Source organism: Candidatus Limnocylindrales bacterium (assembly GCA_035571835.1).
Taxonomy (GTDB): domain Bacteria; phylum Desulfobacterota; class Binatia; order UBA1149; family CAITLU01; genus DATNBU01.
Genome location: DATNBU010000040.1, coordinates 32574 through 59111 on the forward strand (window position 1 = coordinate 32574; position 26538 = coordinate 59111).

Here is a 26538-nt window from a genome sequence, read left to right on the forward strand (position 1 = left end):
GTCGCTGTCGCGTGCGATAGACGCGCGCATGCCGGACTCGCGCAGGAGCTGGAGCCCTCGTCAGGAGATCGACGTCGTCGGCAGCCGCACGTCGGCCGCGAGCGATCTGTACAATCTCTTCCTGCGCCTTCCGTGGTGGATCGACCTGCTGGTGCTGTCGGTCATCTTCCTCGTCATTAATCTTCTCTTCGCGATTGCGTATGACTTCGCCGGCGGTGTCGTCGGAGCCCACCACGGCTCGCTGCTCGATCATTTCTTCTTCAGCGTGCAGACGATGGCCACGATCGGCTACGGTGAGATGCATCCGGTCAGCGTGCTCGCCGAGGCGCTGGTCACGATCGAGGTCATCGTCGGGGTTTCGCTGATCGCGATCGCGACCGGAATCATGTTCGCGAAATTCAGCGTGCCGCGGGCACGCATGCAGTTTGCGACGCGCGCGACGATCTCTCCGTTCAACGGCGCGCCGATGCTGATGTTCCGCCTCGGCAACGAGCGAGCCTCGCAGATCCTCGAAGCCACGGTGCGCGTCGTGATGCTGCGCACCGAGCGGACAGCCGAGGGCGTCACGTACTATCGCATGCGCGATCTCGTGCTCGAGCGCGACCGTTCGCCTGCACTGTCGAGATCATGGACGGTGATGCATCCCATCGACCAGTCGAGCCCGCTCTACGGTGCGACGCCGGAGACGCTCGTGCGCGACGAGGTCGAGCTCATGCTGACGGTCGTCGGCATCGACGAGACCTCGCTGCAGAACCTGCATGCGCGCTACACGTACCAGGCCGACGAAGTGACGTGGGGCGCGCGCCATGCCGACATGCTTTCCGAGAAGGCCGACGGCAGTCTGCAGCTCGACATGGGCGAGTTCGACCGCCTCGTCGCAACGGTGCCGACGCCGGAATTTCCGTATCCTTAAAGACCGAGGGCAGAAAAGACTCAGGGCAGAAGACCGGGCAGCGCGGTCCCTGAAAAGGCGGAATGGGTTCCCGGCTCCTAGCTCTTGATGGGCAGGCCGACCTTGCCTTTCAGCCATTCGAGCACGGCATCGACCGCGCGCGGCTCGATCGAATAGATCTTGCCGCCACCGCTCTTGTCGATGGGGCTCAGCATCGTCTCCTCGGCGCCGGGCAGCACGACGAGCGACGTTTCCAGCTTCTTCGTGACGCGCGCATCCCTTGGGAACTGGCCGTGCTGGTAGATCTCGTCCGGTGTCTTGTCGCTTACGATGATGAGCGTCGGCGCAGCGACGCCGACGATCTCGGTCTCGCCGACGATGTTCGCGAGCAGCACGACGCCGGCGAGCGGCCGCACCGCGGCATAGCGCGGATAGATTCCGACGACGGTGTCGGTGCTCGCGCTGTGGCCGATCAGGAAGACGTGCTCGCCGTCCACCTTCGGATGGTCGACGGCGCGCGTGTAGGCCTCGAGCGCGGTCGATCGCACGGTGCAGAACTGTCCGGGACCGCTGCGCCCCGTTCCGGGCGAGTCGTAGCGAAACACCGCGAACCCGGCGGCGAGGAGCTTGCGTGCGAACTGCGCGTAGATCCCGGTTGCGGGATCTTCGCCGTAGCCGGGCGGCAGGCCGTCGCGGTCGACTGCCTCGGATGCCGGAATCAGCACGACGAGCGGGGCAGGCGTGTGCGCGGGGAACTCCCACTGCGCGGAAACCGTCGCGTCGACGCTCTCGAACGTGGTCTCGACTTTTTCGATTCCCTGCGGTGCGGCCGCAGGCGCGTCAGCCAGTGCATGGGCGGTTGCCGGCGCGAGCAGGACTGCGGTCAGCGCGCACGCGGCGGAAGCGATCGCAGAGAGATGGCCAAGCGGGCTCCGGGCGGTTCGTTGCGTCATCTCGTCCGTTGCGGCGACGGAAGCTCCGCGCGCTCCGCGGAAGTCTCCCCGGTGACCGGGCGATGTCAAGCCAGGGGCCGGACACCGCGGAGGCGGCAGGCGGGTCGCGAACGGGATCAGCGAAGCGGCGGCGATCGACGTTCAGCCTTCGAGCTGACGCTCCCCGAAGGGGCGTTCGCGCTGCAGCGTGCCAGGACTTCGCGCGCCCGAACGATGGCGGCCAGCTGCGACTGACCTGCAACTGCCGCGAGCGCAGGCTCCAGCAGCGCGCGCGCTTCGGCTGTGCGACCGTCCTCGGCAAGGATCCCGGCAAGATCGGCGGCTGCCAGCATCGCGTGCCAGCGGATGCCGCGAAGCTGCGCAAGATCGAGCGCGCGGCGAAGCAGCGGCTCGCGATCTGCCGCGGATGCACCATCGAGCCCGACCAGTCTCGCACGCAGGCGATACACCTCGCTCTCGGAATAAAGCTCGCCGGTCTGCGCGCAGAAGTCGGCCGCTTCGTCGAGGAACGTTTCCGCGCCGCCGAGACCGGCGTTCATCAATGATTCGGCAACCAGACAGCACATTGCGCTGTGGTCGCAGAGCTGGCCTTCGTGCTTGCGACCGTCCATGCCGGTACGGATCTCCTGCATTCCTTCGTCGATCCTGCCGTCGGCCATCGCCAGCAGGCCGACGACGACCTGCTGCCTCGTGGTCCAGGTCGGGAAATTGTCGGCGTTCGCGATTTCCATCGCGCGCAGCGCGATCGGCGTGGCGGCCTCGTGGTCGCCCAGCAGCACCAGCGCCCACGACACCATCGCTGCGGTCGTGCATTCGCTGTAGTGGCTGTGTACGCGCGCGCGTGCCAGTGAGACCTCCGCCATGTGCCGAACTTCGTCCGGCTTTCCGGCCAGGGCCACCGCCGGTGCATATTGCGAGATCAGCAACGCATCGAGGTCTGCGCCGGGAAGCGCGTCGCCTTCGTGCGTCATCGCGAGAGCGCGCTCGAAGATCGCGCACGAGTCGGCCATCATCGCCATGCGATAGAGCAGTGTGCCGGCGGCGAAGAAAAAGGTCTTGAGCGCGCCGGCATCCGCCACGCGCTCCACCATCGGCAGGGCTGCGCGCACGATTGCTTCCGCCTCGGCGTAGCGCCCCGACACGCAACCCGAAACGATGCTGCCGGCATCGGCAACCAGGCGCTCCTGAAAGTTCTCGCTCGACGCGGCAAGCTCACTGGTGCGCGACCAGAGCTCGCGCACTTTCGGATCGGCAAATCCGAAAGCGAGCTGGCGCGCATGCGTGAGATACTTGAGCACCAGCACGCGCTCATCCTCGAGAGTCGCGCCGTGGCTCGCGTCCATCAGAACGAGCGCGCCTTCGAGCATCGCGATGCCGTCGCGCGGCGCGTCGCGGTGCATGGCGAGCTTTGCGGCCGCGAGATGGCTTTCGACGGCTTTCCTGACGTCGCCGGCAGCTTCGTAGTGCACCGCGAGCAGAGCCGCCACCGATGCGGTGCCTCCGGCATGTTCGCGCTCGATCTGCTCGGCCGCAGCGAGATGGAGTCGCCGCCTGCGAGACGCCGGAAGACCGGCGACGACCACGTTCTGCACGGTCGCGTGAAGAAACGCGTACTGTCCGGCCAGGCGACCGTCTGCGGCCGCGGCCTCGCCGGCGTCGCGCAGAAGGCCTCCGCGGCGGGCGATGCTTTCGCAGAGCTCTTCGGCGTCGTCGGTATCGACTCCAGCGGCTGCGGCGACCGATGCGGGGGCAAACGCGCCGACGCGCACGCTTGCCGCCTCGAGCACTGCGCGCTCGGCGGTGCCGAGGCGCGCGACCTGCCGGTCGAGCAGCGCGCGCAGGCTGTCGGGTACGGTCCTGCGCATCTCGTCCGCGTCGCCCTGCGGAGACCATGCCCCATTGCTGCCTTCGGCAATGAGACGCCGCGCGATCCATTCGTCGAGAACGAGACGAACGAACAGCGGGTTGCCGGCGGTCTGCGACAACAGCCAGTCCACGGTTTCGCCGCGCTGCTCGAGACCGCGGCAGCGCGATTCGAGGTAATCGCGCAGATCGCCGGCGGCAAACGGGACAAGATCGATGACCTCACCGGCAGTGCGCGCAACGAGATCCTGCCGCAGCGCCACGATCGGATGCTCGGACAGCATCGCTTCGGCGGTGCGCATGGTGACGATCACGACGAGCTGCGCGGGATCGCGTCTTCTTGCCATCGCCGCGCACGCATCGGTGGTCGCGAGGTCGGCCCAGTGCGCGTCTTCGAGCGCAAGGACGACCGGGCGCGTGCGCGCGATCTCGTCGAACACGGCAATGAGCTCGCGCAGCATGCTGCCCGGCATCGGCGCTGCGCCGGACGCGTCGCCGCGCACGAGTGTCGGCATCTGCGCGACCCAGGTCGGCGCGCAGCGGCGAAGCACGCCGGTCACCGTGTCGCCGACGTGCACGTCACGCGTAAGCCGCTCGAGCGCATCCAGCAGAGGAAGGTATGGTTCGTGGAGGCCCGAGGTTTCGAGGCACTGCGCATGCGCTACGATCGGGGCGGCACCCGAGCCGCTCGCCGCCGCACCGTCGAGGAAATGGTCGACCAGCGTGGTTTTTCCTGCGCCGGCTTCACCGGCGATGAAGACGACCTGGCGCTTGCCGGTGCGCGCACGGGCGAGCGCGGCATCCAGCCGCGCAACTTCGGCGCTTCGTGCGACGAGGCGGCCCGGAGAGCCCGCAACGATCGGCGCCTCGGCCGGCAACTCGGCGAACGGCGCTGAGATTCCTGCCGCTGCGAGGATGCGCGCCTCACCGATCCATCGAAATCCGCGACGGGAGACGGTCTCGATGCATCGCGGGGACTCGCGGCTGTCGTCGAACGCCGCCCGCAGCTCGCCGATCGACTTGTTGAGCGTTCCCTCGCTGACGGCGGTGTCCGCCCACACACGATCGAGCAGCTCGGTCTTGGTGATGAGCTGGCCCGGCCGCTCGACGAGCGCGCGCAGCACTTCCCATGTCTTCGGTCGCAGGCCGACCGCGCGGTCGTCGATTTTCAGCCGTCCCGCGGCGAGATCGACGAGGATCGCCGGAGAGACTGTCGAAGGAGCGGACACGGGAGCCGCATTTGCCGCGCAAGGGTGGGGCAGTCAAGGGCCGCCGGGTTCCGCGCAGGCACGAGCCGCAGACAACGTCGACATCGTTGTCCATTCCGGGAATGTTCGGCCGATCGAGGAAGCGCATGAAAAGGACGCGCGCCGCGCCGTCGAAAGGGTCGCGCGCGAATCGTACGGACGGCTCGTGGCGTACCTGTCCGCGCGCACGCGCGACGTGGCGGCTGCCGAAGATGCAATGGCCGACGCGCTGGTGGCTGCGCTGGCGACGTGGCCTCGCGACGGCGTACCTCGTGAGCCGCGCGCGTGGCTGCTTACGGCCGCACGCCGGCTGCTGATCGATCGTGCACGTCACGAACAGGTGCGAAAGTCGGTCGCGGCGACGATCGAGCTCGTCGCCGAAGCGGCCCGCGAGGCCGCGGAGTCGGCCGACCCCGACGAACGGCTGAAGCTCTTGTTCGTGTGCGCTCATCCGGCCATCGATCCCGATGTCCACACGCCGCTCATGCTGCAGGCCGTGCTCGGCATGGACGCCGCGAAGATCGCGCGCGCGTTTCTGGTCTCGCCGTCGGCGATGTCACAGCGGCTTGTGCGTGCAAAGGCAAAGATCCGTGACGCCGGCATCGCGTTCGAAGTACCCGAGGCACGCGAGCTTGCCGCGCGGCTCGACGCCGTGCTGTCGGCGATTTACGCCGCGTACGGGAGCGGCTGGGAAGACGCGACCGGCGTTGACGCGAAGACCCGAGGACTTGCGGACGAAGCCATCTGGCTCGCACGCCTTCTGGTCCTGCGCATGCCGGAAGAAGCCGAAGCACACGGGCTTCTCGCGCTGATGCTCTACTGCGAAGCGCGGCGAAACGCGCGGCGCGCAGGCGACGGCCGCTTCGTACCGTTGTCCGAGCAGGATCCGGACAGCTGGGACGCTGCGATGATCGACGATGCGGAGAAGCATCTTGCGATCGCTGCCGGCATCGGCCGCTCGGCGCGCTTCCAGCTCGAGGCGGCGATCCAGTCCGCGCACGTCGAGCGCGCCAGGTCGGGCCGCGCGGACTGGGAAGCGATCCTGTGGTTTCACGATCGGCTCGTGGAGATTTCGCCGGCCATCGGAGCGCGCGTGGCGCGTGCGGCAGCGAGCGGCGAAGCCCGCGGTGCCGCGGCCGGCCTTCGGCTGCTCGACGAAATCGATGCGGAGGCGGCGTCGGGCTACCAGCCCTACTGGGCATTGCGGGCGCACCTGTCGAGGCAGGCGGGCCGTGCCGACGATGCCCGGCGCGCGCTGGACCGCGCGATCGATCTCGCCGATGACGAGGCCGTGCGCCGTTTCCTTGCCGACCAGCGCACGTGATTTTTTTTCGTTCCGGGCCCGGGCGATGTCGATCGGCCCTCTGCTCGATCGTCTTCAGCTCGAGAACACCGGCGCCGCCAGGCGCGACAAGGAGAAACCATGCAGTATTCACTTCTGATCTATGAAACACCGAAGACTTTTGCCGAGCGCAACGACGAGACCGAAGAGCGGCGCGCGTACGTCGGAGCGTGGCGCTCGTTCTACAATTCGATGGTCGAGGCCGGCATCTATCTGGGAGGAAATCCGCTGCAGGGCCCCGAAACCGGAACCACCGTGCGGGTAAACGGCCGCGGGCGCGAGATCCAGGACGGACCGTACGCCGACACCAAGGAACAGCTCGGAGGCTTCGTGCTGCTCGAGCTGCCGTCGCTCGATGCCGCACTCGACTGGGCCGCGCGCTGTCCGGCCGCGGCGGTCGGGGCCGTCGAAGTGCGTCCGGTCGCAACCATCATGCACGACACCATCGTCAGCGAGGAGAGGGCAGCGTCATGATCAACGTATACGCCTTTGCATCCGTGCCTCCATTTGCCGAAGGCCTCGTACGCGATCTTCGCGTACGCTGGGCGCTCGAAGAAGCCGGCATTCCATACCGTGCAACGCTCGTCGGCGACGGCGGCAGCATCTCGCGCGAGGACTACTCGAAGATCCAGCCGTTCGGCCAGATTCCGGCGATCGAAGACGGTCAGCTCAAGCTCTTCGAATCGGGCGCGATCGTCCAGTACATCGCCGAACGGTCGACGAAGCTGCTGCCGTCGGATCCCGCTCGGCGCGCCGAGGTCGTGCAGTGGATGTTCACTGCGCTCAATACGATCGAGATGCCGGTGCAGAACCTCGCTTCGATCGATCTGTTCTATGCGAATGAAGACTGGGCGAAGCAGCGCCGGCCGGGAGCAGAGGAGATGGTTCGCAAGCGGCTCGGCGAGCTCGCGGGCTGTCTCGGCGAGCGTCCGTATCTTGCCGGCGAATTCTCTGCGGCGGACGTCCTCATGGCGTCGGTGCTGCGAATCCTCCGGCATACCGATCTCGTCGGCGAGCAGCCGAAGCTCGCAGCGTATCTGAAGCGCTGCGAAGCGCGGCCGGCATTCGCGAGGGCGCTCGCCGGACAGATGGAGGCGTTCCAGAAAGCTGCATAGTGGCCGCGACGCGTGCGCGCCATGGCGTGTCTGCCCGTCAGCAGTTGCGCTGCTGACGGGTGGGCAGCCGGTGCGCACGTGCCACGATCGGGTCCTCCGCCGGTGCACGGTGCTCGAATAATGCGCAATTCGACCCGTCGCACGGGAAAAAGATGTGACCCGGCGACGCAGCCGCATTCGAGGGAGGGTCACGTCGAGGAGCAAATCAAATGGAAAGCCGGGCAAAGCTACTCGGACATCCGATTCATCCGATGCTCATTCCGTTTCCCCTCGGATTGCTCGCGACAGCAGTGATCTTCGACATCGTCTATCTGGTGATGCACGCGCCGGCGATTGCGACGTCTGCGTACTACATCATTGCGGCGGGCATCATCGGCGGGCTGCTCGCTGCGCCCTTCGGCCTGATGGACTGGCTGGCGATTCCAGCGAAGACGCGAGCCAAATCGATTGGTCTCGCTCACGGTCTCGGAAACGTCGTCGTGCTGGCGGCGTTTGCCGCGAGCTGGTGGCTCAGGCGCAAGGCGGCGACTGCCGCTGTTCCTTTCGATCCGAGCTCGCTTGCGCTGGTCTTCTCGTTTGCCGGTTTTGCGCTCGCGGGAGTGACCGGCTGGCTCGGCGGCGAGCTCGTCGACCGGCTTGGCGTCGGAGTCGACGACGGCGCGCACCTGGACGCACCGAACTCTCTGACACGGCGTCCCGCCGGCGGCCGTTCGTAGCCGGAACGTCAACGCGCGGCAGCGGCGGCAAGCCCGCCGCGGCCGCGCGGCCACGGCGGCGCGCACCGTTACTCCGCTATTCGCACGGCAGGCACGGCGGGGCACCGGTCTGCCCGACCGCGTAACGCAGAATCGCGAGCGCATCGGTTACATTGATCGTGTCGTTGCCGTTGGCGTCGCACGCGCACGGCACACACACCACCGAGCCGACACTGGCTCGAAGCGTGAACAGCGCATCGCCGGCCGTCGTCGCGCCGTCCGCGTTGGGATCGGCGCAGCTCGGATCGATGGCGGCGACTTCGGACGCGACGACGAACGTGTCGAAGTAACCGTCGTACGGAGCAGTGAGCGTGTGCTGGACCTTGTCGAGCTGGGAGTCGAGAACTTCGAGCTCGTGGCTCTTCGGGTTCACGCCCGCCAGCACCAGCGTGTCCTCGTCGAATCGCGGGTTGGCCGGGAAATCCGAAGCCGGTTTGTAGGTGACCGTGATCGACGCGCTGAACGAGTTGTCGGCGAGATCATCGTACACCGACCAGTAGCGCTTGATCGGAATCAGCGCCTGCCGGGTGTCGGCCGCGCGAAGCTCTGCGCGCCCGCTCGTTGCCACCGCTGCCGCAGCTGCGAACGTGGAACCGTACTCTTCCGCGTACGCAGGAGCTTCGCCGGCATTCGACGTGAACGCGAGCTTCACCGGAATGCCGGCGAACGCGACCACCGACGGCCCGGCGGCGACGTCGAGCTGGGCGGTCTTCGTCGGAGCGGGGCGTACCGGAATGTCGCCGAAAGTTTTCGCGACGGTCACGTTGTCGCTGGGCGCGAAAAGACTCGCATACAGGCGCAGCGATCGTGCTTCGGCCGGAAGGTTCGTGTCGATCTGAAGGAACTTCTGTCTCTCGTCCAATGCGGTCGTGGTCGTGAGCCCCTGGAAGCGCGGGCCGGCGCTCGAGTTGTATTTCTTGATGACCTTGCCGGAAGCGTCGCGCGTTTCGGCAGGGCTCATGAAGAGCTGCCAGTTGGTGACGTCCGGAGTTTCGATGCGGTGCTTCGTGCTCATCGAGAACAGCGGAGTCTCGCCGGTCAGGAACCACCCCGGCACCGTGCCGCGCAGGCTGAATTCATTGCCGTTCTCGCGCAGGATCGCGAACAGCAGGCTGATCGAGATCGAGTTCGCGCTGTCGCGTACGGCGAGGTGCGCCGAATCCTTCGTGATCAGCTGGCTCGAATCGTCGGTGGCCTCATACGTGACATACAGCTCGCTGGCCTTGATCGTCTCGATGTCGCGCAGCGGGAACCGGATCGTGACGGGTTCCTCGTACAGCTGCTGGAATCCGGCCGGCGCCGTAAACGTGCGATCGGCAATCGATGCGAGGACGGTTCCAGTGCCGGTTTCGCGCTCGACGACTGTGACATGCGCATGCACCGAAGAGTTCGGCGACGTGTAGACGAAACGCAGCTTCGCGTTGATGTCGGTGCCGCGAATCAGAGCTGCAGGAGTGCAGCCGGAAACGTCTCCCTTGCCGATGCATTCGAGCTGGAACTTGCCGCGCGCGGGGTTCACCGCGAACGCGACGGTGTTGGAGGTCGCAGGCAGGATGTCGCCCGGCGGGACGATGCGCGCCTCGACGGTGATCGCGTCCGTGTACTCCGGCACCACGACCTGGATCGGCGGAATGTTGACATCGTGTGACGCCGCACCGATCGCAACGTTCGTACCCGGTGGATTGAGGATCTGCCCGTCCTGGTCGCGCACGAGCACTTGAAGGGTTCCCGTCGGCGTCGAAAGCAGGTCGTAACGGACGATGTCGACCGTGATCGTCACATTGCTCTTCGCCGCAAGCGGCGGAGGGACGTCCGTCGTGGCGCTGATCTCGAGCGAGTCGATCACCTTGACCGACGCTCCGACAAACGGCTCGTAGTCGATGCCGTTGCCGACGTTGAGGCCCTGGCCGCGCGCATTCGTGAACCCGTCGGCGTTCGTGGACGTGTCGTGCGGTCCGCTCTCGTGGCCCCAGTAGTTGCCCTCCGCGTTGACGCGGATTCCGGCCGTGTTCCACAGAGGGTCGCTCAGCTCCGGGCCGGAACCGAGGCCGACGCCCTCCAGCGAAAAGCGGTTGTTGTTGATCCGCAGCTTCGCCAGCGCAGCAACGGACGGCTCCGGCAGGCTGAACGGCGCGGAGACGATGATCGGATGGGCAAAGTTGCCGACGACGTTGTCCTGGAACGCCACGTCGGCAAGCAGCGGAAGCACGACGCCGACGCCCTCGGCGTGCCCGGTGCCGTGCATGCGGTTGCGGACGATCTGCACTTTGTACGGAACCCTCTCGAGCAGCCGCGCACCGAAGAACGTGTCCTGGTACAGAAACCCCTTGCGCGACATCACGTTGTTGTCCGCAATCACCGTGACGCCGCCGGCCGGTGCAGGAACCTCCTTGTGATCTGCAGTGTAGGGGATCTGTCCCCAGTCCGGCCCGAACACGACGGCCGTTCCGTCGCCGGTGAACGTGTTGCGCACGACGGTCGGCGACGTGCCGCGCAGGTCGAGGGCACCGGGGCCGCCGGTGACGATCTCGAACCGATTGTCTGCAATCTCGGTCGTGGCGCCGGCCACCAGCGGCGTCGTGTTGTACGTGAACGGTCCGGTCTGGTTGCTGCTGATGCCGCCGAACTGGACGAAGTCGTTGCCGGTGATTTTGATCGAGCCGACGTGCCCGATCATCGCGATGTAGCGCAGCGTGCTGTTGCTCAGCACGTCGCGGTTCGACCCGGAAAGGCGCAGCCAGATTCCGGGTTTCGGCGTGGCCGCCACACCATCGGTATCGTCGCCGACATCGTCGCGGACGTCGGTGATGAGCGCCCCGTCCACGAGCAGCGTCGCGTTATCGGCCACCTGGATCGCAGTTCCGCCGAAGGCCGGTGGCACGCAGGCGGTCGGAGGCTCGCTGCCGTTGTCCGTGCAGGACTGGGCAATCTTGACGATCGCTCCCGGATCGATCCGCAGCGTGATTGGTTCGTACTTGTTGGTCGTGAAGTTGAACGGCCCGGCGACGGTGTAGTTCCCGTCAGTCACGTGGACGTCGCTGCCGCTCCAGACCACGACGCCGTTCTTCACCCCGTCGCTGTCTTTCCCCTGCACGCCGTCTTCGTCGCCGGCGGAAATCCGATGCAGGATCCGCGCCGCGCGTACGGTGACCGGCGACGCGGCCACAAGTGCCAGCGAAGTGAGAAGATGCGCCAGCGCCGTGAGAAGGCACGCACGCGCAGCGAGAGGGCAGGCCAGCACGGCGACAGGCCGCGCGCATGTCGAGAAAAGGTACCGGATCCGGCGGAGCATCGGCGTTTTCTAGCCAGCCGCACGGCGCCAAACCAGAGGGAATCGCAAGTTTCTGTCGCGGGGGGCAAGCGGTTCGGGCGATCTCGACACATCCCGGGATTGCTGGCAGGAGTCGCACGCTCAGTGTGGTGCCCTGGGATTCCGCTGCAGCCGCCGCAATATGTCGCGTAAAGCAATCGGCATTGTTCTGCTGATGATCGTTGCCTTCACCGGCTGCGCAGATACCGGCGGACGCTATCGCCTGCGCGTCGATCCCGCGTCACGCTATAACTTCCGGTACGTGCAGGACCCGGGCAGCGGCCTGTGGGTGCATCGCGAGTGCGAAGTCCGCGTCAGCGTGAAGCGGCGACTGCCCGATCCGATCAGCAGCCCCGAACATGGGGATCTGCTCCACAGCTCCCGGTTCGAACCTGGATCGGTCGGCACCGGGAACCTGAGCCCCACGAAATTCGTGATCGAGAACGGCTATCGCGTGTGGCGATTCCAGGAGCTGCTTGGCGAACACGACTTCACCGGCAAAGCCGCCTTCGGGATCCAGGTGGAGTGGCCGGTCAAGGACGGTCCGTCGCGCGAGGAACCGCTGGAGCTGTTCGCGCTGCCGCCGCCCGACAGCATCCCTCCCGATCAGTGGTCAACGTGGCGGACAGCGGACCACAGCCGGCTCGACGCATTCGGCTGGTGGAACGAGGTGAGCGGCGCGCCGCCGGAAGCGATGCCCGAGATCCCGTTTCCGTTCGAGCTGCGCTTCCGGCTGCTGCTGAAGGATCATCTCTACGTCGACTGACCGACCTGGCCTGTCTGGCTCAATGCAGCTCGCAATCCTTCGTCGGGCGCGAGCGGCTCGCGTGCATCTCGTCTGACGTCCAGCGGTTGCCGTGCGCGGTCACGGCACGATCCGGTACGTCGTCATCATTCCTGCTTTGATGTGATCCGAGACGTGGCAGTGCAGCATCCGCAACTGAGGGCACCAGATTTCCCCCGCCGGAGCGAGTACGGAACATCGAGTCCCGCACCCGCTCAAAGTTCGCCGTTCGTGTTGACCCCGCTTGAACTTGGGCGCTACGCCGGAGTCGAACCTACGAGCGACAGGAGGTCACAATGAAATTCCTCATGACCGGAGCTTTCACACTGTTGGGCGTTCTCTTCTCCGCGCAGATCGCGTTCGCCGGATGCACAGCCGATGACCCGGACGGAACCAAGCTCGCCGCTGCCCGCGCGCAGGTCGCGGCGGACTGCGTGTGCGATCAGTCCGATCCTCCCGCGGTCAACCACGGCGACTACGTCAGTTGTGCGGCCGGCATTGCCAATGATCGCTCTTCGCTGGATCGGGCGGATCCGAATTACCTGCCGCCGACCTGCAAGGGTCCGGTCAAGAAATGCGCGGCGAAATCGGCGTGCGGCAAGCCGGGATTCGTGAGCTGCTGCAGAAGCGACGGCAGCAGCGGCTTCAAGTGCAGCGCGAAGAGCAGCGCAGCGGCGTGCACCGACAAGGGCGGCGTCGCGGACGCATGTTCGAGCTGCTGCGACGCGTGCGGCGCGAATCGGACCGGCCCGTCATGTCCGGTGCCGACGACGACCACGACGGTACCGTAAGGTCGACAGCGCTTTTGCATCAGCCCTTCGCGCGCAATGCGAGGAGGGCTGATGGCCAGGACCAGGGCGATACTACGGGCAGGCCGCGACGGCCGGATTCGCCACGTTCGTCCGCTTGACGGAAAACTTGCAGACCGTCACGCCTTCTTCGATGCTGTGCGAGATGTACGTGATCCGGCCCTTGAGCTTGCCCGAGCCATCGGTCGGGTCGGTCTTGACGACGAACGCGCCGGCTTCTCCGAAGTTCAAGCTCGAGCTGCACGGATGCAGTCCGACCTGTCCGGCAATGGGATCGTCGATGTCGGCAACCGCCACGCCGTTCCAGTTACCGGCGAGAAATCCGCCGGCGAGATTAAAATTCAGATCGGTTCCTGTCTGCGTGATGCTGATCGTCACGTCATACTTGTCCGAGAATGCCGTGCCGGTAAAGAATGCGCACTTCTCCTTTCCGGCCCACGTGCCAGTCACATCGAGCGCGTAGGACGTACTGGCTGCAAGCGTCGACGCAACAACGGCGAGAGCAAATAAAGACCTCAGTTTCATTTCGGAACCTCTCCTCGGGCCTGTCCGGCTGACGACTGATCACCTCCCGTCCGGGATGTGTCAAGGCAAGTGCCGAAGCTCGTGGTGCCGGGGCTGTGCAGGCACCGTGCGGCCGTGAGTGATCTGCGCTCGGGCCCGATATCCCTCCGATGCCGGCAGCAGTGCGAGTCGCATCAGCCGCACGGCGCTCTGCTCGCGATCGGCGGATTCGGGAATGGAGTCGATGCCGAAGACTACTTCATCCGTGTCGAGCGTGCGGAAGGTTCCGAACAACCGGTCCCACACCGAGAAAATGGTGCCGTAATTCGTGTCGGTATACGGCAGCGCCTTGTGATGATGGACGCGATGCATGCCCGGAGAGACCCAGACCCGCGAAAGCAGGCTGTCCACGGCGCGCGGCAGATGAATGTCCGAGTGAATCCACTGCGCACTCCACAGGGCAACGGCCTGGTACGCGACGAGCACGCCCGGCGATACTCCGAGCACAATGACTCCGCCGAGCGTGAAGCCGGAGCGGATCACGGCTTCGACCGGGCTGTGACGCAGCGCCGTCGTCGAATCCACGTGCGGATCGGAGTGGTGAACGAGGTGGAACTTCCACAGCACCGGCACCGCGTGAACCATGCGGTGGTGGACGTAAGCCGCGACAAAATCCAGGAGCGCGATCGACAGCACGACATTCAGCCAGAGCGGCAGCTCGACCAGATTCAGGATTCCAAACTTCTCCCTGGTCACGGTGAAGCTGGCCCCGAGCGTAAGACCCGACACGCAAAGATTGATCACCAGGCTGCTGATCCAGAAGACCAGGTTGGTGCGGGCGTGAAGCACCCTTGCGTATCGCGACGCGCCGAATGCCGACTCGAGCATCCACAGCAAAGCGAAGCCGCCGACGATGAGGATCGCCCGATCCATCGTCGAAATGTGAGTGAAGTATTCGATCACGGCGCTCACGACAGAATCTCCATTGCCGGCGGTCCGGACTGCATGGTGGAAAGCATCACGATGCGGACTGGCGCCGGCGCGCAGGCCGGCTCTTCGGTGCGGCGCCAGTCATCGTGTCGATGAGCGTCTCGACGGCCCGCGCATAAGCGTGGACGTCGAGCGCAGGGTCCCAGACCTGCTGCAGGATCAGACCCTGGAACAGCGACACGACCAGGCGTGCGGTCGCGGCCCCGTCGATGCCGGGAATGCGGCCGAGCAGGGCGGAGAGCGCAGCAAGAGGCTCATCGAGCCCTTCGTGAACCACACGCATGACGCGCGGGCTGCGAAGGGCCTCGCTCCATAACTGAACCGTTACGCGCCGCCACGCCTGTTCTGCCGGATCCGTCAGTCGCTGCAGGAATGCATGCACGAGATCGTGCAGCGCGTCGCCGACGTCTTCGCGGGCGGCTGCGTCGCGCAGCGCCGCCAGCTCCGCGGCGTGATGGCGCGTCGCAATGGCTGCGATCAGGTCTTCCTTGGTGGCGAAATAGCGATAGAGCGCGCCCGGCGACATCTCCGATTCGGCGACGATGTCCTGCATCGTCGTTCGGTGGAATCCCTCGCGCGCGAAGCAGCGCATCGACGCGGCCAGGATCTGCTCGCGCCTGCGGTCGAGATATTCGCGGCTTACGCGCGGCATGCGGCCGAGACCACGTGGTAGTAGGCGGACACTGGCGGGCATCCTTGCGGGTAGTATTGCCGAGCCGCTTGCGACAGCGGCAGATCCTGCTCGAGCTCGAGCCCGCGCGCGTCGAGGTACTCGCGGAGTGCGGCCGGGTCGAGACCGAACGTGAACGGCTCGCTGAGCCGCGCCACGTGCGCAACCGACTCGCGCCCGCCCTGGAACGCGGCCGGGTTGTCCAGCACGGCGCGGTCCACATACGTGAACAGAAGACGCTGACCTGCGCTGGCGACGAAACGCAGCGTGGCGTCGACCGAGGTTTCATCGAGGTAGTTGGTCACGCCTTCCCAGATCCACAGCGTGCGCGCATCCCTGCGCAGCTTCGCCCGCCCGAGCGCATCGGCGAGCGAGTCGCTTCTGAAATCCAGCGGTACGTAGTGAACGTGCGGAGGAGCTTCGCCGACCATCCGCCGTTTCATCGCCTGGGTTGCAGGATGATCGACTTCGAAGACCTGCACGCGGTCGATCCCGGCAAGACGATACGCCCGCGTATCGAATCCCGCGCCGAGCAGCACGATCTGGTCGAGTCCGCTCGCCAGCGACGCCGTAACGGCATCGTCGATCCAGCGCGTGCGCACGCTGACGGCCGCTCGCGGCCCCGGCCAGCGCGCATCGATCGCGCGCGCCACGAGCGCGGCCGGGAGAAGCGAGGCCAGGCGATAGCGGCCGCTCAGGAACCGGCGGGCCAGCGGGTCTGTGAACAGCGGGTTTTTCAGGCGCTGCTCGAGCGCGCGGAAGAGCGCGTTGTGCTGGGCGGTCTGGCTGGGGCGATCGGCGTGCATCGGTTCCTAAAAAGAACGGACGTTCGCTTTATATAGATCGGGAGGCCGGCTGTCCAGAACGAATCCCGATTTTTTTCGGCCCCTCGCGGATCGTGGAGGCGGCCTGCTGGCCGGGCGCGACCTTCGATCCCGCTCCGATCCCTATTAAGGTACGACGCTCTCATGACGACACACCTCTCCGCCCTCGCGGAGCTGATCGGCGCGCCCAACGTCCTTACCGGCGATGCCATCAGCGACGATTACAGCCACGACGAAGCGCTCGCACCGCCTCACCAGATGCCGCTTGCGGTCGCGCGTCCGGCAAACACCGACGACGTCGTCAAGATCGTCCACTGGGCGAGTGAGCACCGGGTTCCGCTGACACCGCGTGGTGCCGGGACCGGCCTGTCCGGCGCATGCATTCCGCGCGCGAACGGAGTGGTCGTCAGCTTCGAACGCATGAAGCGCATCGTCGAGATCGATACGCAGAATCACATGGCGGTCGTCGAGCCGGGCGTGACGCTGGAAGAGATCAACGCGGCGGCCGCGGAGCACAGTCTCGTCTACCCGGTTTTTCCCGGTGAGCTCAGCGCCAGCCTCGGCGGCAACGTGGCGACCAACGCCGGCGGCATGCGCGCAGTGAAATACGGCGTGACCCGTCATCACGTCGTCGGGCTGGAGGCAGTGCTCGCGACGGGCGAAGTGATCCGCAGCGGCGGCAAGCTCGTCAAGACTGCGACCGGGTACGACCTGACGCAGCTGATCATCGGCTCGGAAGGGACGCTCGCGGTGATCACCGAGGTCACGCTCAAGCTCGTCCCGCTGCTGAAGCACAGCGCGACGCTGCTGGCTCCGTTCGAGACGCTGAGCGACGCCGTCGGATCGATTCCGTCGCTGCTGGAGAGCGGCGCCGCGCCGTTGCTGGTCGAATATCTCGACCAGATGACGATGATGGCCATCACGATGCAGAGCGGTGTCTCGCTCGGGATCCGGGAGGACATGCAGCAGAAGACCCAGGCCTATCTGCTCGTCGTGATCGAGGGCCGCACGCAGCAGCGCGTGGACGAAGACGTCGAGCTTGCCGGCGGCGTGCTTGCCGAGCGCGGCGCGATGGACGTTTTCGTGCTGCCGGGAAGCTCCGGGTCACAACTGGTGGAAGCGCGCGAGCAGAGCTTCTGGGCTGCCAAGCGCGCCGGCGCAAGCGACGTGATCGACATCGTCGTGCCGCGCGCGTCGCTGCCCGAATACATGCAGAGCGTACGCGAGATTGCGATGAGCCACGGCACGATGATTCCCGGCTGCGGCCACGCCGGCGACGGCAACGTGCACCTGGCGGTGTTCGAGCAGGACCACGACAAGCGTCACGCGCTGATGCACGAGCTCTTCGATGCGGGCCGCAAGGTCGGCGGCGTGATCAGCGGCGAGCACGGCATCGGGATCGAGAAGAAACAGCACTTCATGGAGCTCGAGGATCCGGTCAAGCTCGAGCTCCTGCGCCGCATCAAGCAGGCATTCGACCCGGCGAACATCCTCAACCCGGGCGCGATCTTCGACTGATTGAGCTTAACGTCCCCGCCCGGTCGGATGGACATCGATGCCCCGAATTGCCCGCCGCTCGCTTCCCATCAACACGGTCGACCTCGCGCGCTACCTCATCGGCAAGCAGCTCGTCCACGCAATCGCGGCCGGACGGATCGCAGGCCGAATCGTCGAAACCGAAGCGTATCCACCGGGAGACCCTACCGGTTACGCACGCCCCGGACTGACGGCCAATAACGCGCCGTTGTTCGCTGTGCGCGGGACGGCCTACGTGCGCATGGTCTACGGCGCATGCCTCACGCTGAACATTGCCGCGGAAACGACCGGTGTCGGCGCGGCGGTACTCATTCGCGCGCTCGAGCCGTGCGAAGGCGTCGAGCTCATGCAGCGCAATCGCCCGGCGTCACGGCTGCGCGACCTGGCGCGCGGTCCCGGCCGCGTATGCGCGGCGCTCGGAATCGAACGCGTGCTGTCGGGCGTCGATCTGTGCGGCAATGGCGCGCTGTGGCTCGAGCGCAGCCGCGGCCCGGAGCCGGTCATCCAGGTCGCCACGCGCATCGGACTGTCGCGCGACCAGCATCGCCGGCTGCGCTTTGTCGAACGCGGCAGCTCGTTCGTCAGCGTTGCTCCATAGGCACTCGCCCGGCGAGATTGTGACTCGCCATCGGGCGAGCGTGCATTGGCCGGTTGTTGACGCGGCGGCGATATTCGTGGCAGTTCCGGCGTCGAGCAAGCCGTCCGTCGATGGAAATCCAGGCAGCATCGCCGCCTCGGCCGAACTTTTCCGAGCTCGTCCGTTCCGGTTGCGAGGACTACGTCCTCAAAGGCATCGGGCTGCCGGCTGCGGCCTACATCTTTCACGCCGTCAAGCTCGTGCTCTACGTCGCCGCGTGGATGTATTTCTGCAGCTTCACGCCGGGCCTCGGCTCGCCGTCGAAGATCGGCTCGTGGTGGACCGAGGGCATCGCGTTCCAGAAAGCATTTCTCTGGGCATGCCTGGTCGAGGTGCTCGGGTTCGGCTGCATGAGCGGGCCGCTCGGCTTCCGCGTAATGCCGCCGTTTACGGCGTTCCTTCATTTCCTCAGGCCGGGAACGATCAAGCTGGCGCCGTTTCCGAATCTTCCCGTCTTCGGTGGGCTGACTCGCACATGGCTCGACGTGGCGCTGTATGCCGCCTTCGTGCTGTCGCTGCTGCGTGCGCTCGTCGCACCGGCGATCGATGCGTCCGTCCTCGTGCCGATCGTCGTGCTGCTGCCGCTCTGCGGGCTCGGCGACAAGACCGTGCTGCTCGCGGCGCGCTTCGAGCACCACTTCGCGATGATCGTCTGCTTTACGTTCGCCGGTAACTGGATCGCCGCCTGCAAGGCGGTGCAGCTCGCGGTCTGGTTCTGGGCCGGCGTGTCGAAGCTGACGGTCGCGTTCGGCTACGTGGTGCCGATCATGACGGTCAACAATCCGCTGCTGCGAAGCCCTGCGCTTCGCCGCCGCATGTTCGTGTCGTATCCGGACGACCTTACGCCGTCGCTGCTCGGCAAGGCGATGGCCCACATGGGCACGTTCCTCGAGTTCGGCGCGCCGCTCACGCTTCTGTTCGTGACCGGACCGGGGCCGCTCCAGGTCGTCGGCATCTGCCTCGCCGTGATGCTGCACGGATTCATCCTGAGCAACGTGCCGGCGGGAGCCGTGTTCGAATGGAACCTGGTGAGCCTGTTCGCCGCGTTCTTCCTGTTCGTCGGGCATCCGACGGTTTCGATCCTCGACATCGGCTCTGCGCCGCTTGCGCTCTATCTGTTCGTGATGCTCGTCGTGGTGCCGCTGGTCGGCAATTTCTTCCCGGCGAAGGTCTCGTTCCTGCTGGCGATGCGCTACTACGCCGGCAACTGGGCCTGGAGCGCGTGGATGTTTCGCGGCGAGAGCCACCGCAAGCTCGACCGCATCCGGCGCGTCGCACCGCTGCTGCGCGAGCAGCTCGAGCGCTACTCGCCGGCCGACGTCGACGGAATGGATTCCAGAGGCACCGCGTTCCGGTCGCTGCACCTGCAGGGCAGGGCGCTCGGCCTGCTGCTGCCGCGCACCATCGACGGAAAGCCGTTCCGCGACTACCACTACTACGACGGCGAGATCATCGCGGCGTCAGTGCTCGGCTGGAACTTCGGCGAAGGCCACCTTTGCGACGAGCAGCTTCTGGCCGGCGTGCAGGCGCAGTGCGACTACGAAGAGGGCGAGCTGCGCGCGCTGATGGTCGAGTCGCAGCCGCTGTTCGGCTCGACGCTGCACTGGCGGATCTTCGACGCGAAGCGAGGCCTGCTCGACCAGGGATACGTCGAGCTGGCGGAGCTCAAGCGGCGCGCGCCGTGGGATTACGGTTCGGTGTGAGCAAACCGCCAGTCGGATCCCGCTACTGTCCCGGCAGAAGTCCCATGATCGCGAGCGGCAATCCGTTGGCACAATCCGCGTCGTTCAGCCGGGCACTGAGATCTTCAGGCGAGTTGGTGCCGGGACAGTCGGCCGGGACGTCGGGTGGCGTGAACAGGATGACGCTCATGACGTTGATCGGCGAGTCGCCCGTGATGACATTGCCAAGGTCCACGTCCACCTTGCCCTTGCCGCCCTTGAAATCGATCTTCATGACCGGAACGGCGTAGACGTCGTAGCCGACGAAGATGGCGACGACGAGATAGTCGTCTGCCGAACCGAGGACGCCGTCGGTCGTCAGCAACTGCCCGTCGGCGCCGGTGACACCCGTAAGCGAGGCCTTGAAGCGGCCATTGCCGGAGATCTGGACTTTGGATTTCGGAGAGACCGTGCCGCGGATGCAGTCGGCATTGGTGTCGCAATGCTCGAGTGATCCGGCGCCGCAGATGTTGCAGTCGGAGTTCGTCGAGCAGGAGGCGCCTCCCTCCAGGCAGTTCCCCGACTGACACGGATTGGCAGTGTCGCAACTGAACGCTGCCGAGACGAGCGAGCCCTTGATGCTGGTCCCACCGGCCCAGGCCGGAGATGCGAACAGTGCTGCAAGCGCAGCGGCGAGGATGATCTTCATGGCTTGTATTCCCTCCGTGGATTCCGGGACCGTAGAAGCGGCCCGGATCGTGGGGTGAACGTAGCCGGGAAGTGCCGTCCGAATCTCCCAACACTTTCCCAATTCGCCGCGCGTTCTCCGGAAACCGGCGCCAATATCGCCGGCGCTGCGGCGAGGCAGGAATTGGGAAAGTTCTGGGATACCCGGAAGGCCTCGTCGGTCTAGCCTCTGTCCAGTTCGAGGAGGAGGCACCCATGAAACTCTGGCATCCGTCCGCATCTGTCGGTCTTGCGCTCGCGATGGCGATCACGCCGGCCCACGCGGAAAAGAAGGCGCCGGCAACGCCGCACACGCCGAACATCCTGCTCATCGTCATGGACGACGTCGGGATCGACCAGATGAAGACCTTCGGTTACGGCGGCGATTCGCCTCCGGCCACGCCGAACATCGAGAACATCGCCGATGCCGGCATTCGCTTCCGCAATGCGTGGGCGATGCCGGCCTGCACGACGAGCCGCGCCGTCATGTACGACGCCCGCTTTCCGTTCCGCACCAACGTGCTCGGCGCGCTCGGACCGGACGACCTCGCGAACTCGATGGTCTCTCCGTACGAGGTCACGACACCGAAGCTGCTCGCGACGCGCGGCTATGACAGCGCACTGTTCGGCAAGAGCCACACGACACTTCAAGGCCACGATCCCGCCGGCCTTGCCGGTCCGCACGTGCTCGGCTGGAACTACTTCGCCGGCTGGCTCGATGAGACCGGCGACCCGGCTTCGATCGACGTCACGGCCGGCGGCGTCGCTTCACCCGGCAAGATTTATCCGTGCGGCTACGTGCCGAGCTCGAAAGTCGGCGGCGCCGACAGCGGCGCATGCTACATGGCCGACGGCTCGTGCAGCGAGCTCACGACCGAGGGCGGCGTGCCTCCCGGAAGGATCTGCCGCGACCGCGGCGGCATCCTCGATCCGGACAAGAGCTGCGCAGTGCCCATGCCGGCCTACGTCGACTTCAGCCTGCTGAGCGGGCACTACGTTTCGCCAGTCACGTACAACCAGCCCGATGGTCGAGTCGACGACATCCCGTCGACCGATCCGCGCGCGCGCCAGTTCCGAGCCGACTTCGTCGTCGACGAGGCGGTGCGGTGGATCAACTCGCGACCGAAGAACAAGCCGTGGATTGCGTCGGTCAACTTTGCGTCCGATCACACGCCGCTGATGCAGCCGCCTTACGATGCACCGGTGGAAGGAAACGCCGCGAGCAGCGACATGAACTGCCTCGCGCCGCAGGCGCAGCAGCCACTGTCGGACATGCTGATCGAATCGATGGACGGCGAGATCGGACGCCTGCTTGTCGACACCGGCCTCGCGCGTCGCGACAAGAACGGCGGGCTCGTCTACCAGCCGCACGCAACCGACACGATGGTGATCATTCTCGGCGACAACGGAAGCCTTGGCGCAACCGTCAAGACTCCGTTCAACGTCGTGCGGTCGAAGGGCACCGCGTACCAGACCGGCGTCTGGGTTCCACTGATCGTCTCCGGCCCGCTGATGCGAGGGCCGGCGCGCAGCAACTCGCACATGATCAACGTGGCCGATCTCTATTCCCTGTTCGGCGAGATCGCCGGAATCGACGACGTGCAGGCGGAAGTGCCCCGGCCGCTCGATTCGGAGCGGATGCTTCCTTACATCATCAACCCGAAGCAGAAGGCGATCCGCAAGTTCAACTTCACGCAGGTCGGCGTGAATCTTCAGGCCAACGGCTCGATCAACGGCCCGTGCACGATTTCCGGCACATGCACGCAGATTCCCGTCACCAAAGGCGTGTGCGAAGACAACGGCGGCATCTGGTGGGGCAAGGGGCACGATCCGTCGATCACGCACAATCCGGATCCGGACGGGTTCAAGCTGTGCTGCGAGGTCAACAAGTTCGTAATCGACCAGGGCTGCGATCCGCAGGCGCCCGGCTGTCCGTACGGAATCACGCCGCTGGTCTCGATCGGAATCCGCGACAAGCATTTCAAGATCGTCAAGAATTCCGTGACGAGCTACGTCTCGCAGGAAGAACCGTGCCGCGACGACACCCAGACCGAGTTCTACACGATCGATGAAGCCGCACCGGCGCCCGATCTCGACGATCCTGGCGACGATCTTCTGACCGGCGTTCTGACGCCGCGCCAGCAGGCGAGCTACGATGCGCTCTCCGCGAAGCTGACCGAGCTGCTGGCGTCCGAGCCGGCCTGTCCGGGCGACGGCAACATCGATTACGTCGTCGACCAGGACGATCTCGACGGCTGGAGCCAGTACAGCCAGGCAGGTCAGTCGAGCGTCTTCGATTTCACGCTCGACGGGCTGACGGACGGTGACGACCAGGCCGTCATCCAGGCAAATCTCGGAACCGATTGCCGGTTGCCGTAGCGATGTTCGCGCCGAAGCGGTCGCGGCGGAGCCGGGGCAGCAACGCCCGCACGTTGCCTGGCCTTGTGGCGGGTGCGATACGCTACGGCTCGCATGCCGCCGCAGCCTGGTCAGAGCGTCGTTCGCTTCGGTTCGTTTCGCGTCGACATGGCGAACGAGCGGCTCTGGAACGGCTCCGACCCCGTCACGCTTCGGCCGAAAACCTGGCAGGTTCTGCGACATCTCGTCGAACATGCCGACCGGCTCGTCAGCAAGCATGAGCTTCTCGACGCGGTGTGGACCGACGTGGCCGTCGAAGAGAAAGCCGTCAATACCTGCATCGGCGAGATTCGTACGGCGCTAGGCGACAGCTCGCGCCGCCCGCGGTTCATCGAGACGGTGCAGCGGCGCGGCTTTCGTTTCCTTGCGTCGCCGAGCGTGGATGCGGCCGACGGAACGGGGACGGGGCAACACGTGCGGCCGGCGTTCATCGGGCGCTCGCACGAGCTCGGATCACTGCTGGCGCGACTTCGCGGCGGCGCGGGAAATGCGACGGTCACCGTGGTTCGCGGAGCAGCGGGCATCGGCAAGAGCCGCCTCGTCCGCGAGGCGACGGAGCGCGCCGGCGTGCGCACCCTGGTCGGGCAATGCATCGAAGGCGGCGGCATTCCGTATCTGCCGTGGGTCGAGATGATCCATCAGCATCTGCGCACGCGTTCGTCGACGGAGACGGCAGTAACCCCGGCGGCTGCCGAGCTCCAGCGCCTGATCCCGGGACTGCAGCCGGATTCGGGCGATCCGCTGCCGGCGACGACGGATCCGGAGCTCGCGCGGCTGCGATTGTTCGAAGCGCTCGCGGCATTCTTCGAGTCTGCTTCGCGCGACGGCCCCGTGGTGCTCGTGCTCGAAGACGTCCACTGGATCGACGCGTCTTCGCTGCATGCGCTGCAGGCGCTGGTGCCTCGGCTCGCCGCGAGCACCGTGCAACTGGTCGCAACGCTGCGTGACGAGGACGCCGAGCCCGGGTCCGCGGTGCGAAACGCCCTCGAAGCGTTGCGCCGGCGCGCCATCGTCGTCGAGGTGCCGCTGCGCGGGCTGGCCGCGAGCGAGACGCGTGAGCTGGTCGCCGATCTTGCCGGCCCACTGATTCCTCCTGCATTTGTCGCGCGGATTGCCGACAGCAGCGAAGGCAGTCCGTTCTTCGTCGAGGAGATCCTCCGTCACTATGGCCAGGACGCGACGCGCGAGGCCGGCGATGGTGATGCGGGCCCTGCCGACCTCCACCTTCCCGACAATGTCATCGAGATTTTCGAGCGCAGGATTCGCCACCTTTCGCCCGCGGCCCGGCGTCTCGTCGACGCAATCGCCGTCTGCGGTCGCGACTGCGAGGAGCCGCTGCTCGAGCTTGCCCTCGACATGCAGGACGCCCGGCTTGCCGCTGCGGCCAGCGAAGCCATCGATCTCAGGATCCTGCGTGAAAATCCCGGGAGCCCCGGCCGTTACGGATTCGTGCATGCGCTGATGTCGGTGGCGCTGCGCCAGCGTCTCGCACCGCCTCGTCTTCGCGAGCTTCACGCGAGCATCGCGGACGCCGTGATCGCGACCAGGGCCGACGCCGGCGAGCGTGCCGCCGAAGTCGCCCGTCATCTCGAGCGCGCCGTGCCGAAAGTGCCGGCCATGCGCGCGATCGGCGCACTCCTCGAGGCTTCCGAGCATGCGGCGCACGGGCTCGCTTACGAAGACGCCATCGAGCATTGCGAGCGGGCGCTGTCGCTCGCACGTGCGGCAGCAACCGGAACGAACGAGCATCGCTGTCTGCCCGAGCTCCTGGTGCGTTACGCTGAGGCACTTCAGAAAATTGGCCAGGCCGAAAACGTGGCGGCAGCGTTTCGTGATGCTGCCGCCGTCGCCCGTCAGGCCGCAGAGCCGCAGTGGCTCGCGCGTGCGGCGCTCGGCATGGCGACGATCTGGGACTTCGAGGCCCCGGACGTTCGCGGTTACCTCGAGGACGCACTCGAATGTCTCGGCAACGACGCCGCGCCGCTGCGCGCGCGTCTGCTCGCGCGGCTGTCCGTCGTGCTCTACCCGCACGCCGGCACGCGGCCGCGATGCGAATCGTTGAGTACGCAGGCCGTCGAGCTCGCACGAAGCGTCGGCGATGCCACGCTGCTCGCGCAGACTCTCGTCGATTGGCTCGCGGGGCAGTGGTATCTCGACAACCTCGCCGCGCAGGACGCCGTCAGCGAGGAGCTGATCGATGTAGCAGGGCGCAGCGGGGACGGTGCGCTGCTGGCCACGGCGCACGGCTGGCGCGTGGTGATCGCGCTGTGCCGCGGAGAGATCGACCGTGCCGAAGCGCACTGCGAGGCGCTGTGCGATCTCGCGCAGCGCCTCGGACAGCCGACCTATCGATGGTGCGGCCTGTATCTGTCGGCGACGCTGGCGCTGCTGCATGGCCGGCTCGACGCTGCAGAGCGCTTCGCGACCGAGGCATTCGACATCGGACGCACCGCCAGCCCGCAATCGGCAACCATCGTCTATTTCACGCAGATGGTCTCGATCCGTCGCGAGCAGAACCGGATCGGCGAGCTGCTCCCGATGCTGGAACAGAACCCGGCGAGCATGAGCAGCGACGCGCTCGCCTGGAATCTTCCGCACTTCTACATGGAAGCCGATCGCGTCGAAGACGCGGCTTCGGCATTCGCGCGTGCGTGTTCACTCGGCTTCGACGCGATGCCGGGCGAGAATTCGCGCAATCGCCGGCTGCTCACGCTCGGCGCCATGTCGCTGGCGTGCGCCGCGCTCGGCGACAAGGCCGCGGCGGCCCCTCTGTACGAGATCGTGCGCCTGGAGTCGCATCGATGGGCCGTGGCCGGTTTCGGTGCGGTCAACTACGGGATGGTCGAGAACGGCGCCGGAGCGCTTGCGGCGTGCCTCGGCGATTACGAAGCGGCGGTCGGACATTTCGAACGCGCCATTGCCGAGTATGAGCGCAAGAACGTCCCGATCGCGCTTGCGCGGGCATGCTGTCTTTACGCCGATGCATTGCTGCGCCGCGGATCGCCGGGCGACCCGCAGCAGGCGTCAGCGCTGCTTCAGCGTGCAGAGCTGCTTGCCGACGAGCTCGGGCTCGTTCGCGTGCGCGAGATGGCAAGGCGCGTGCGCGACGGCGCTTCGCGTCCGTAGCGGATCCAGCAGTCCACGCGATCGGCGTACCGACCGGTCGATGGCGCACGATGTCGATCTGATGCTTGCGCAGGACGTCCATCGTGACCTTGCGCGTGTTCTCGTTCGTGCCCGCCCGTCTGCGTGGTGCGGGAAGAAATCCTCTGTAAATGGAGCACAAGCGTGGGAAAGGGTGCGGGATGATTTCCCGCATACTGCGGTAACTTCGCGCACCACTTGAAACACGGCCCAACCCGTACGGGTAGGCCGCGAGGTCACTCCATTGCATCTGTGAAGCCAAATGCCCACTTCGATGAGGGGTGTGCTTGTCGAATTCGCCCCCGGACGCTCTTTTGGCCTCGCAATGGCGCACGATTTGCAATGTCGGGAACGGGGA

Annotated in this window: 20 protein-coding genes; 12 read left to right on the plus strand and 8 right to left on the minus strand. The window is 66.1% G+C overall.

The window, feature by feature from the left end; translation table 11 throughout:
* Positions 1-28: 28 nt before the first annotated feature.
* Positions 29-913 (plus strand): ion channel, encoded by an 885-nt coding sequence (locus VN634_19075; protein ID HXC52997.1) that lies wholly within the window; start codon positions 29-31, stop codon positions 911-913.
* 77 nt (positions 914-990) lie between these two features.
* Here VN634_19075 and VN634_19080 read toward each other — a convergent pair whose 3' ends face one another.
* The gene (locus VN634_19080) at positions 991-1845 is read right to left on the minus strand and encodes an alpha/beta hydrolase (GenBank protein HXC52998.1); all 855 of its coding nucleotides are present in this window, start codon (positions 1843-1845) and stop codon (positions 991-993) included.
* Between the two features lie 116 nt (positions 1846-1961).
* Entirely contained in the window at positions 1962-4937 is a 2976-nt protein-coding gene (locus tag VN634_19085) for an AAA family ATPase (GenBank protein ID HXC52999.1), read from the minus strand.
* 112 nt (positions 4938-5049) lie between these two features.
* Here VN634_19085 and VN634_19090 point away from each other — a divergent pair, with 112 nt between their 5' ends.
* The 4 genes from VN634_19090 to VN634_19105 all read left to right on the plus strand — a co-directional run bounded on the left by VN634_19090 (position 5050) and on the right by VN634_19105 (position 8128).
* Positions 5050-6279 carry a DUF6596 domain-containing protein gene (locus VN634_19090; GenBank protein ID HXC53000.1) on the plus strand — a complete coding sequence of 410 codons (1230 nt, stop codon included), beginning with the start codon at positions 5050-5052 and terminating at the stop codon, positions 6277-6279.
* 99 nt (positions 6280-6378) lie between these two features.
* Positions 6379-6771: a YciI family protein gene (locus VN634_19095; protein ID HXC53001.1), complete on the plus strand. Its 393-nt coding sequence runs from the start codon at positions 6379-6381 to the stop codon at positions 6769-6771.
* Complete coding sequence (locus VN634_19100; protein HXC53002.1) at positions 6768-7412, plus strand: glutathione S-transferase family protein; 645 nt, start codon at positions 6768-6770, stop codon at positions 7410-7412. Before VN634_19095 ends, VN634_19100 begins: the two co-directional genes overlap by 4 nt.
* A gap of 209 nt (positions 7413-7621) precedes the next feature.
* Positions 7622-8128, plus strand: a complete 507-nt coding sequence (locus VN634_19105; GenBank protein ID HXC53003.1) for a DUF2231 domain-containing protein — start codon at positions 7622-7624, stop codon at positions 8126-8128.
* Positions 8129-8204: 76 nt separating this feature from the next.
* On the opposite strand, the gene VN634_19110 is transcribed toward VN634_19105, so the two are convergent.
* The gene (locus tag VN634_19110) at positions 8205-11459 is read right to left on the minus strand and encodes a hypothetical protein (protein HXC53004.1); all 3255 of its coding nucleotides are present in this window, start codon (positions 11457-11459) and stop codon (positions 8205-8207) included.
* Positions 11460-11619: 160 nt separating this feature from the next.
* Here VN634_19110 and VN634_19115 point away from each other — a divergent pair, with 160 nt between their 5' ends.
* Both VN634_19115 and VN634_19120 read left to right on the plus strand, forming a co-directional pair.
* A complete protein-coding gene (locus tag VN634_19115) occupies positions 11620-12243 on the plus strand; it encodes a hypothetical protein (GenBank protein ID HXC53005.1) in 624 nt (207 codons plus the stop codon).
* A 314-nt stretch (positions 12244-12557) separates the two neighbouring features.
* Positions 12558-13052 (plus strand): hypothetical protein, encoded by a 495-nt coding sequence (locus VN634_19120; GenBank protein HXC53006.1) that lies wholly within the window; start codon positions 12558-12560, stop codon positions 13050-13052.
* A gap of 72 nt (positions 13053-13124) precedes the next feature.
* Here the strand turns inward: VN634_19120 and VN634_19125 are convergent, their stop codons facing one another.
* The 4 genes from VN634_19125 to VN634_19140 are packed head-to-tail and all read right to left on the minus strand — an operon-like array spanning position 13125 to position 16040.
* Entirely contained in the window at positions 13125-13595 is a 471-nt protein-coding gene (locus VN634_19125; GenBank protein ID HXC53007.1) for a hypothetical protein, read from the minus strand.
* Between the two features lie 60 nt (positions 13596-13655).
* Complete coding sequence (locus VN634_19130) at positions 13656-14546, minus strand: sterol desaturase family protein (protein ID HXC53008.1); 891 nt, start codon at positions 14544-14546, stop codon at positions 13656-13658.
* A gap of 46 nt (positions 14547-14592) precedes the next feature.
* Positions 14593-15216, minus strand: coding sequence for a helix-turn-helix domain-containing protein (locus VN634_19135; GenBank protein ID HXC53009.1), 624 nt, complete (start codon positions 15214-15216; stop codon positions 14593-14595).
* Positions 15204-16040 (minus strand): SAM-dependent methyltransferase, encoded by an 837-nt coding sequence (locus VN634_19140; GenBank protein HXC53010.1) that lies wholly within the window; start codon positions 16038-16040, stop codon positions 15204-15206. Before VN634_19140 ends, VN634_19135 begins: the two co-directional genes overlap by 13 nt.
* 162 nt (positions 16041-16202) lie before the next feature.
* Here VN634_19140 and VN634_19145 point away from each other — a divergent pair, with 162 nt between their 5' ends.
* The 3 genes from VN634_19145 to VN634_19155 all read left to right on the plus strand — a co-directional run bounded on the left by VN634_19145 (position 16203) and on the right by VN634_19155 (position 19934).
* The gene (locus tag VN634_19145; GenBank protein ID HXC53011.1) at positions 16203-17576 is read left to right on the plus strand and encodes an FAD-binding oxidoreductase; all 1374 of its coding nucleotides are present in this window, start codon (positions 16203-16205) and stop codon (positions 17574-17576) included.
* Between the two features lie 37 nt (positions 17577-17613).
* A complete protein-coding gene (locus VN634_19150; protein HXC53012.1) occupies positions 17614-18192 on the plus strand; it encodes a DNA-3-methyladenine glycosylase in 579 nt (192 codons plus the stop codon).
* A 110-nt stretch (positions 18193-18302) separates the two neighbouring features.
* A complete protein-coding gene (locus tag VN634_19155) occupies positions 18303-19934 on the plus strand; it encodes a DUF3556 domain-containing protein (protein ID HXC53013.1) in 1632 nt (543 codons plus the stop codon).
* Between the two features lie 22 nt (positions 19935-19956).
* Here VN634_19155 and VN634_19160 read toward each other — a convergent pair whose 3' ends face one another.
* Positions 19957-20601, minus strand: coding sequence for a hypothetical protein (locus VN634_19160; GenBank protein ID HXC53014.1), 645 nt, complete (start codon positions 20599-20601; stop codon positions 19957-19959).
* Between the two features lie 233 nt (positions 20602-20834).
* Between VN634_19160 and VN634_19165 the strand changes: the two genes are divergently transcribed.
* Together VN634_19165 and VN634_19170 are read left to right on the plus strand one after the other, a co-directional pair.
* The gene (locus tag VN634_19165; protein HXC53015.1) at positions 20835-22997 is read left to right on the plus strand and encodes a sulfatase-like hydrolase/transferase; all 2163 of its coding nucleotides are present in this window, start codon (positions 20835-20837) and stop codon (positions 22995-22997) included.
* Between the two features lie 93 nt (positions 22998-23090).
* Entirely contained in the window at positions 23091-26162 is a 3072-nt protein-coding gene (locus VN634_19170) for an AAA family ATPase (GenBank protein HXC53016.1), read from the plus strand.
* Positions 26163-26538: the final 376 nt, after the last annotated feature.

Coding starts and splice junctions, on each gene's coding strand:
- VN634_19075 (HXC52997.1), top strand. CDS start 29: ATGCCGGACTCGCGCAGGAGCTGGAGCCCTCGTCAGGAGATCGACGTC.
- VN634_19080 (HXC52998.1), bottom strand. CDS start 1,845: ATGACGCAACGAACCGCCCGGAGCCCGCTTGGCCATCTCTCTGCGATC.
- VN634_19095 (HXC53001.1), top strand. CDS start 6,379: ATGCAGTATTCACTTCTGATCTATGAAACACCGAAGACTTTTGCCGAG.
- VN634_19100 (HXC53002.1), top strand. CDS start 6,768: ATGATCAACGTATACGCCTTTGCATCCGTGCCTCCATTTGCCGAAGGC.
- VN634_19105 (HXC53003.1), top strand. CDS start 7,622: ATGGAAAGCCGGGCAAAGCTACTCGGACATCCGATTCATCCGATGCTC.
- VN634_19110 (HXC53004.1), bottom strand. CDS start 11,459: ATGCTCCGCCGGATCCGGTACCTTTTCTCGACATGCGCGCGGCCTGTC.
- VN634_19115 (HXC53005.1), top strand. CDS start 11,620: ATGTCGCGTAAAGCAATCGGCATTGTTCTGCTGATGATCGTTGCCTTC.
- VN634_19120 (HXC53006.1), top strand. CDS start 12,558: ATGAAATTCCTCATGACCGGAGCTTTCACACTGTTGGGCGTTCTCTTC.
- VN634_19125 (HXC53007.1), bottom strand. CDS start 13,595: ATGAAACTGAGGTCTTTATTTGCTCTCGCCGTTGTTGCGTCGACGCTT.
- VN634_19135 (HXC53009.1), bottom strand. CDS start 15,216: ATGCCGCGCGTAAGCCGCGAATATCTCGACCGCAGGCGCGAGCAGATC.
- VN634_19140 (HXC53010.1), bottom strand. CDS start 16,040: ATGCACGCCGATCGCCCCAGCCAGACCGCCCAGCACAACGCGCTCTTC.
- VN634_19145 (HXC53011.1), top strand. CDS start 16,203: ATGACGACACACCTCTCCGCCCTCGCGGAGCTGATCGGCGCGCCCAAC.
- VN634_19150 (HXC53012.1), top strand. CDS start 17,614: ATGCCCCGAATTGCCCGCCGCTCGCTTCCCATCAACACGGTCGACCTC.
- VN634_19155 (HXC53013.1), top strand. CDS start 18,303: ATGGAAATCCAGGCAGCATCGCCGCCTCGGCCGAACTTTTCCGAGCTC.
- VN634_19160 (HXC53014.1), bottom strand. CDS start 20,601: ATGAAGATCATCCTCGCCGCTGCGCTTGCAGCACTGTTCGCATCTCCG.
- VN634_19165 (HXC53015.1), top strand. CDS start 20,835: ATGAAACTCTGGCATCCGTCCGCATCTGTCGGTCTTGCGCTCGCGATG.
- VN634_19170 (HXC53016.1), top strand. CDS start 23,091: ATGCCGCCGCAGCCTGGTCAGAGCGTCGTTCGCTTCGGTTCGTTTCGC.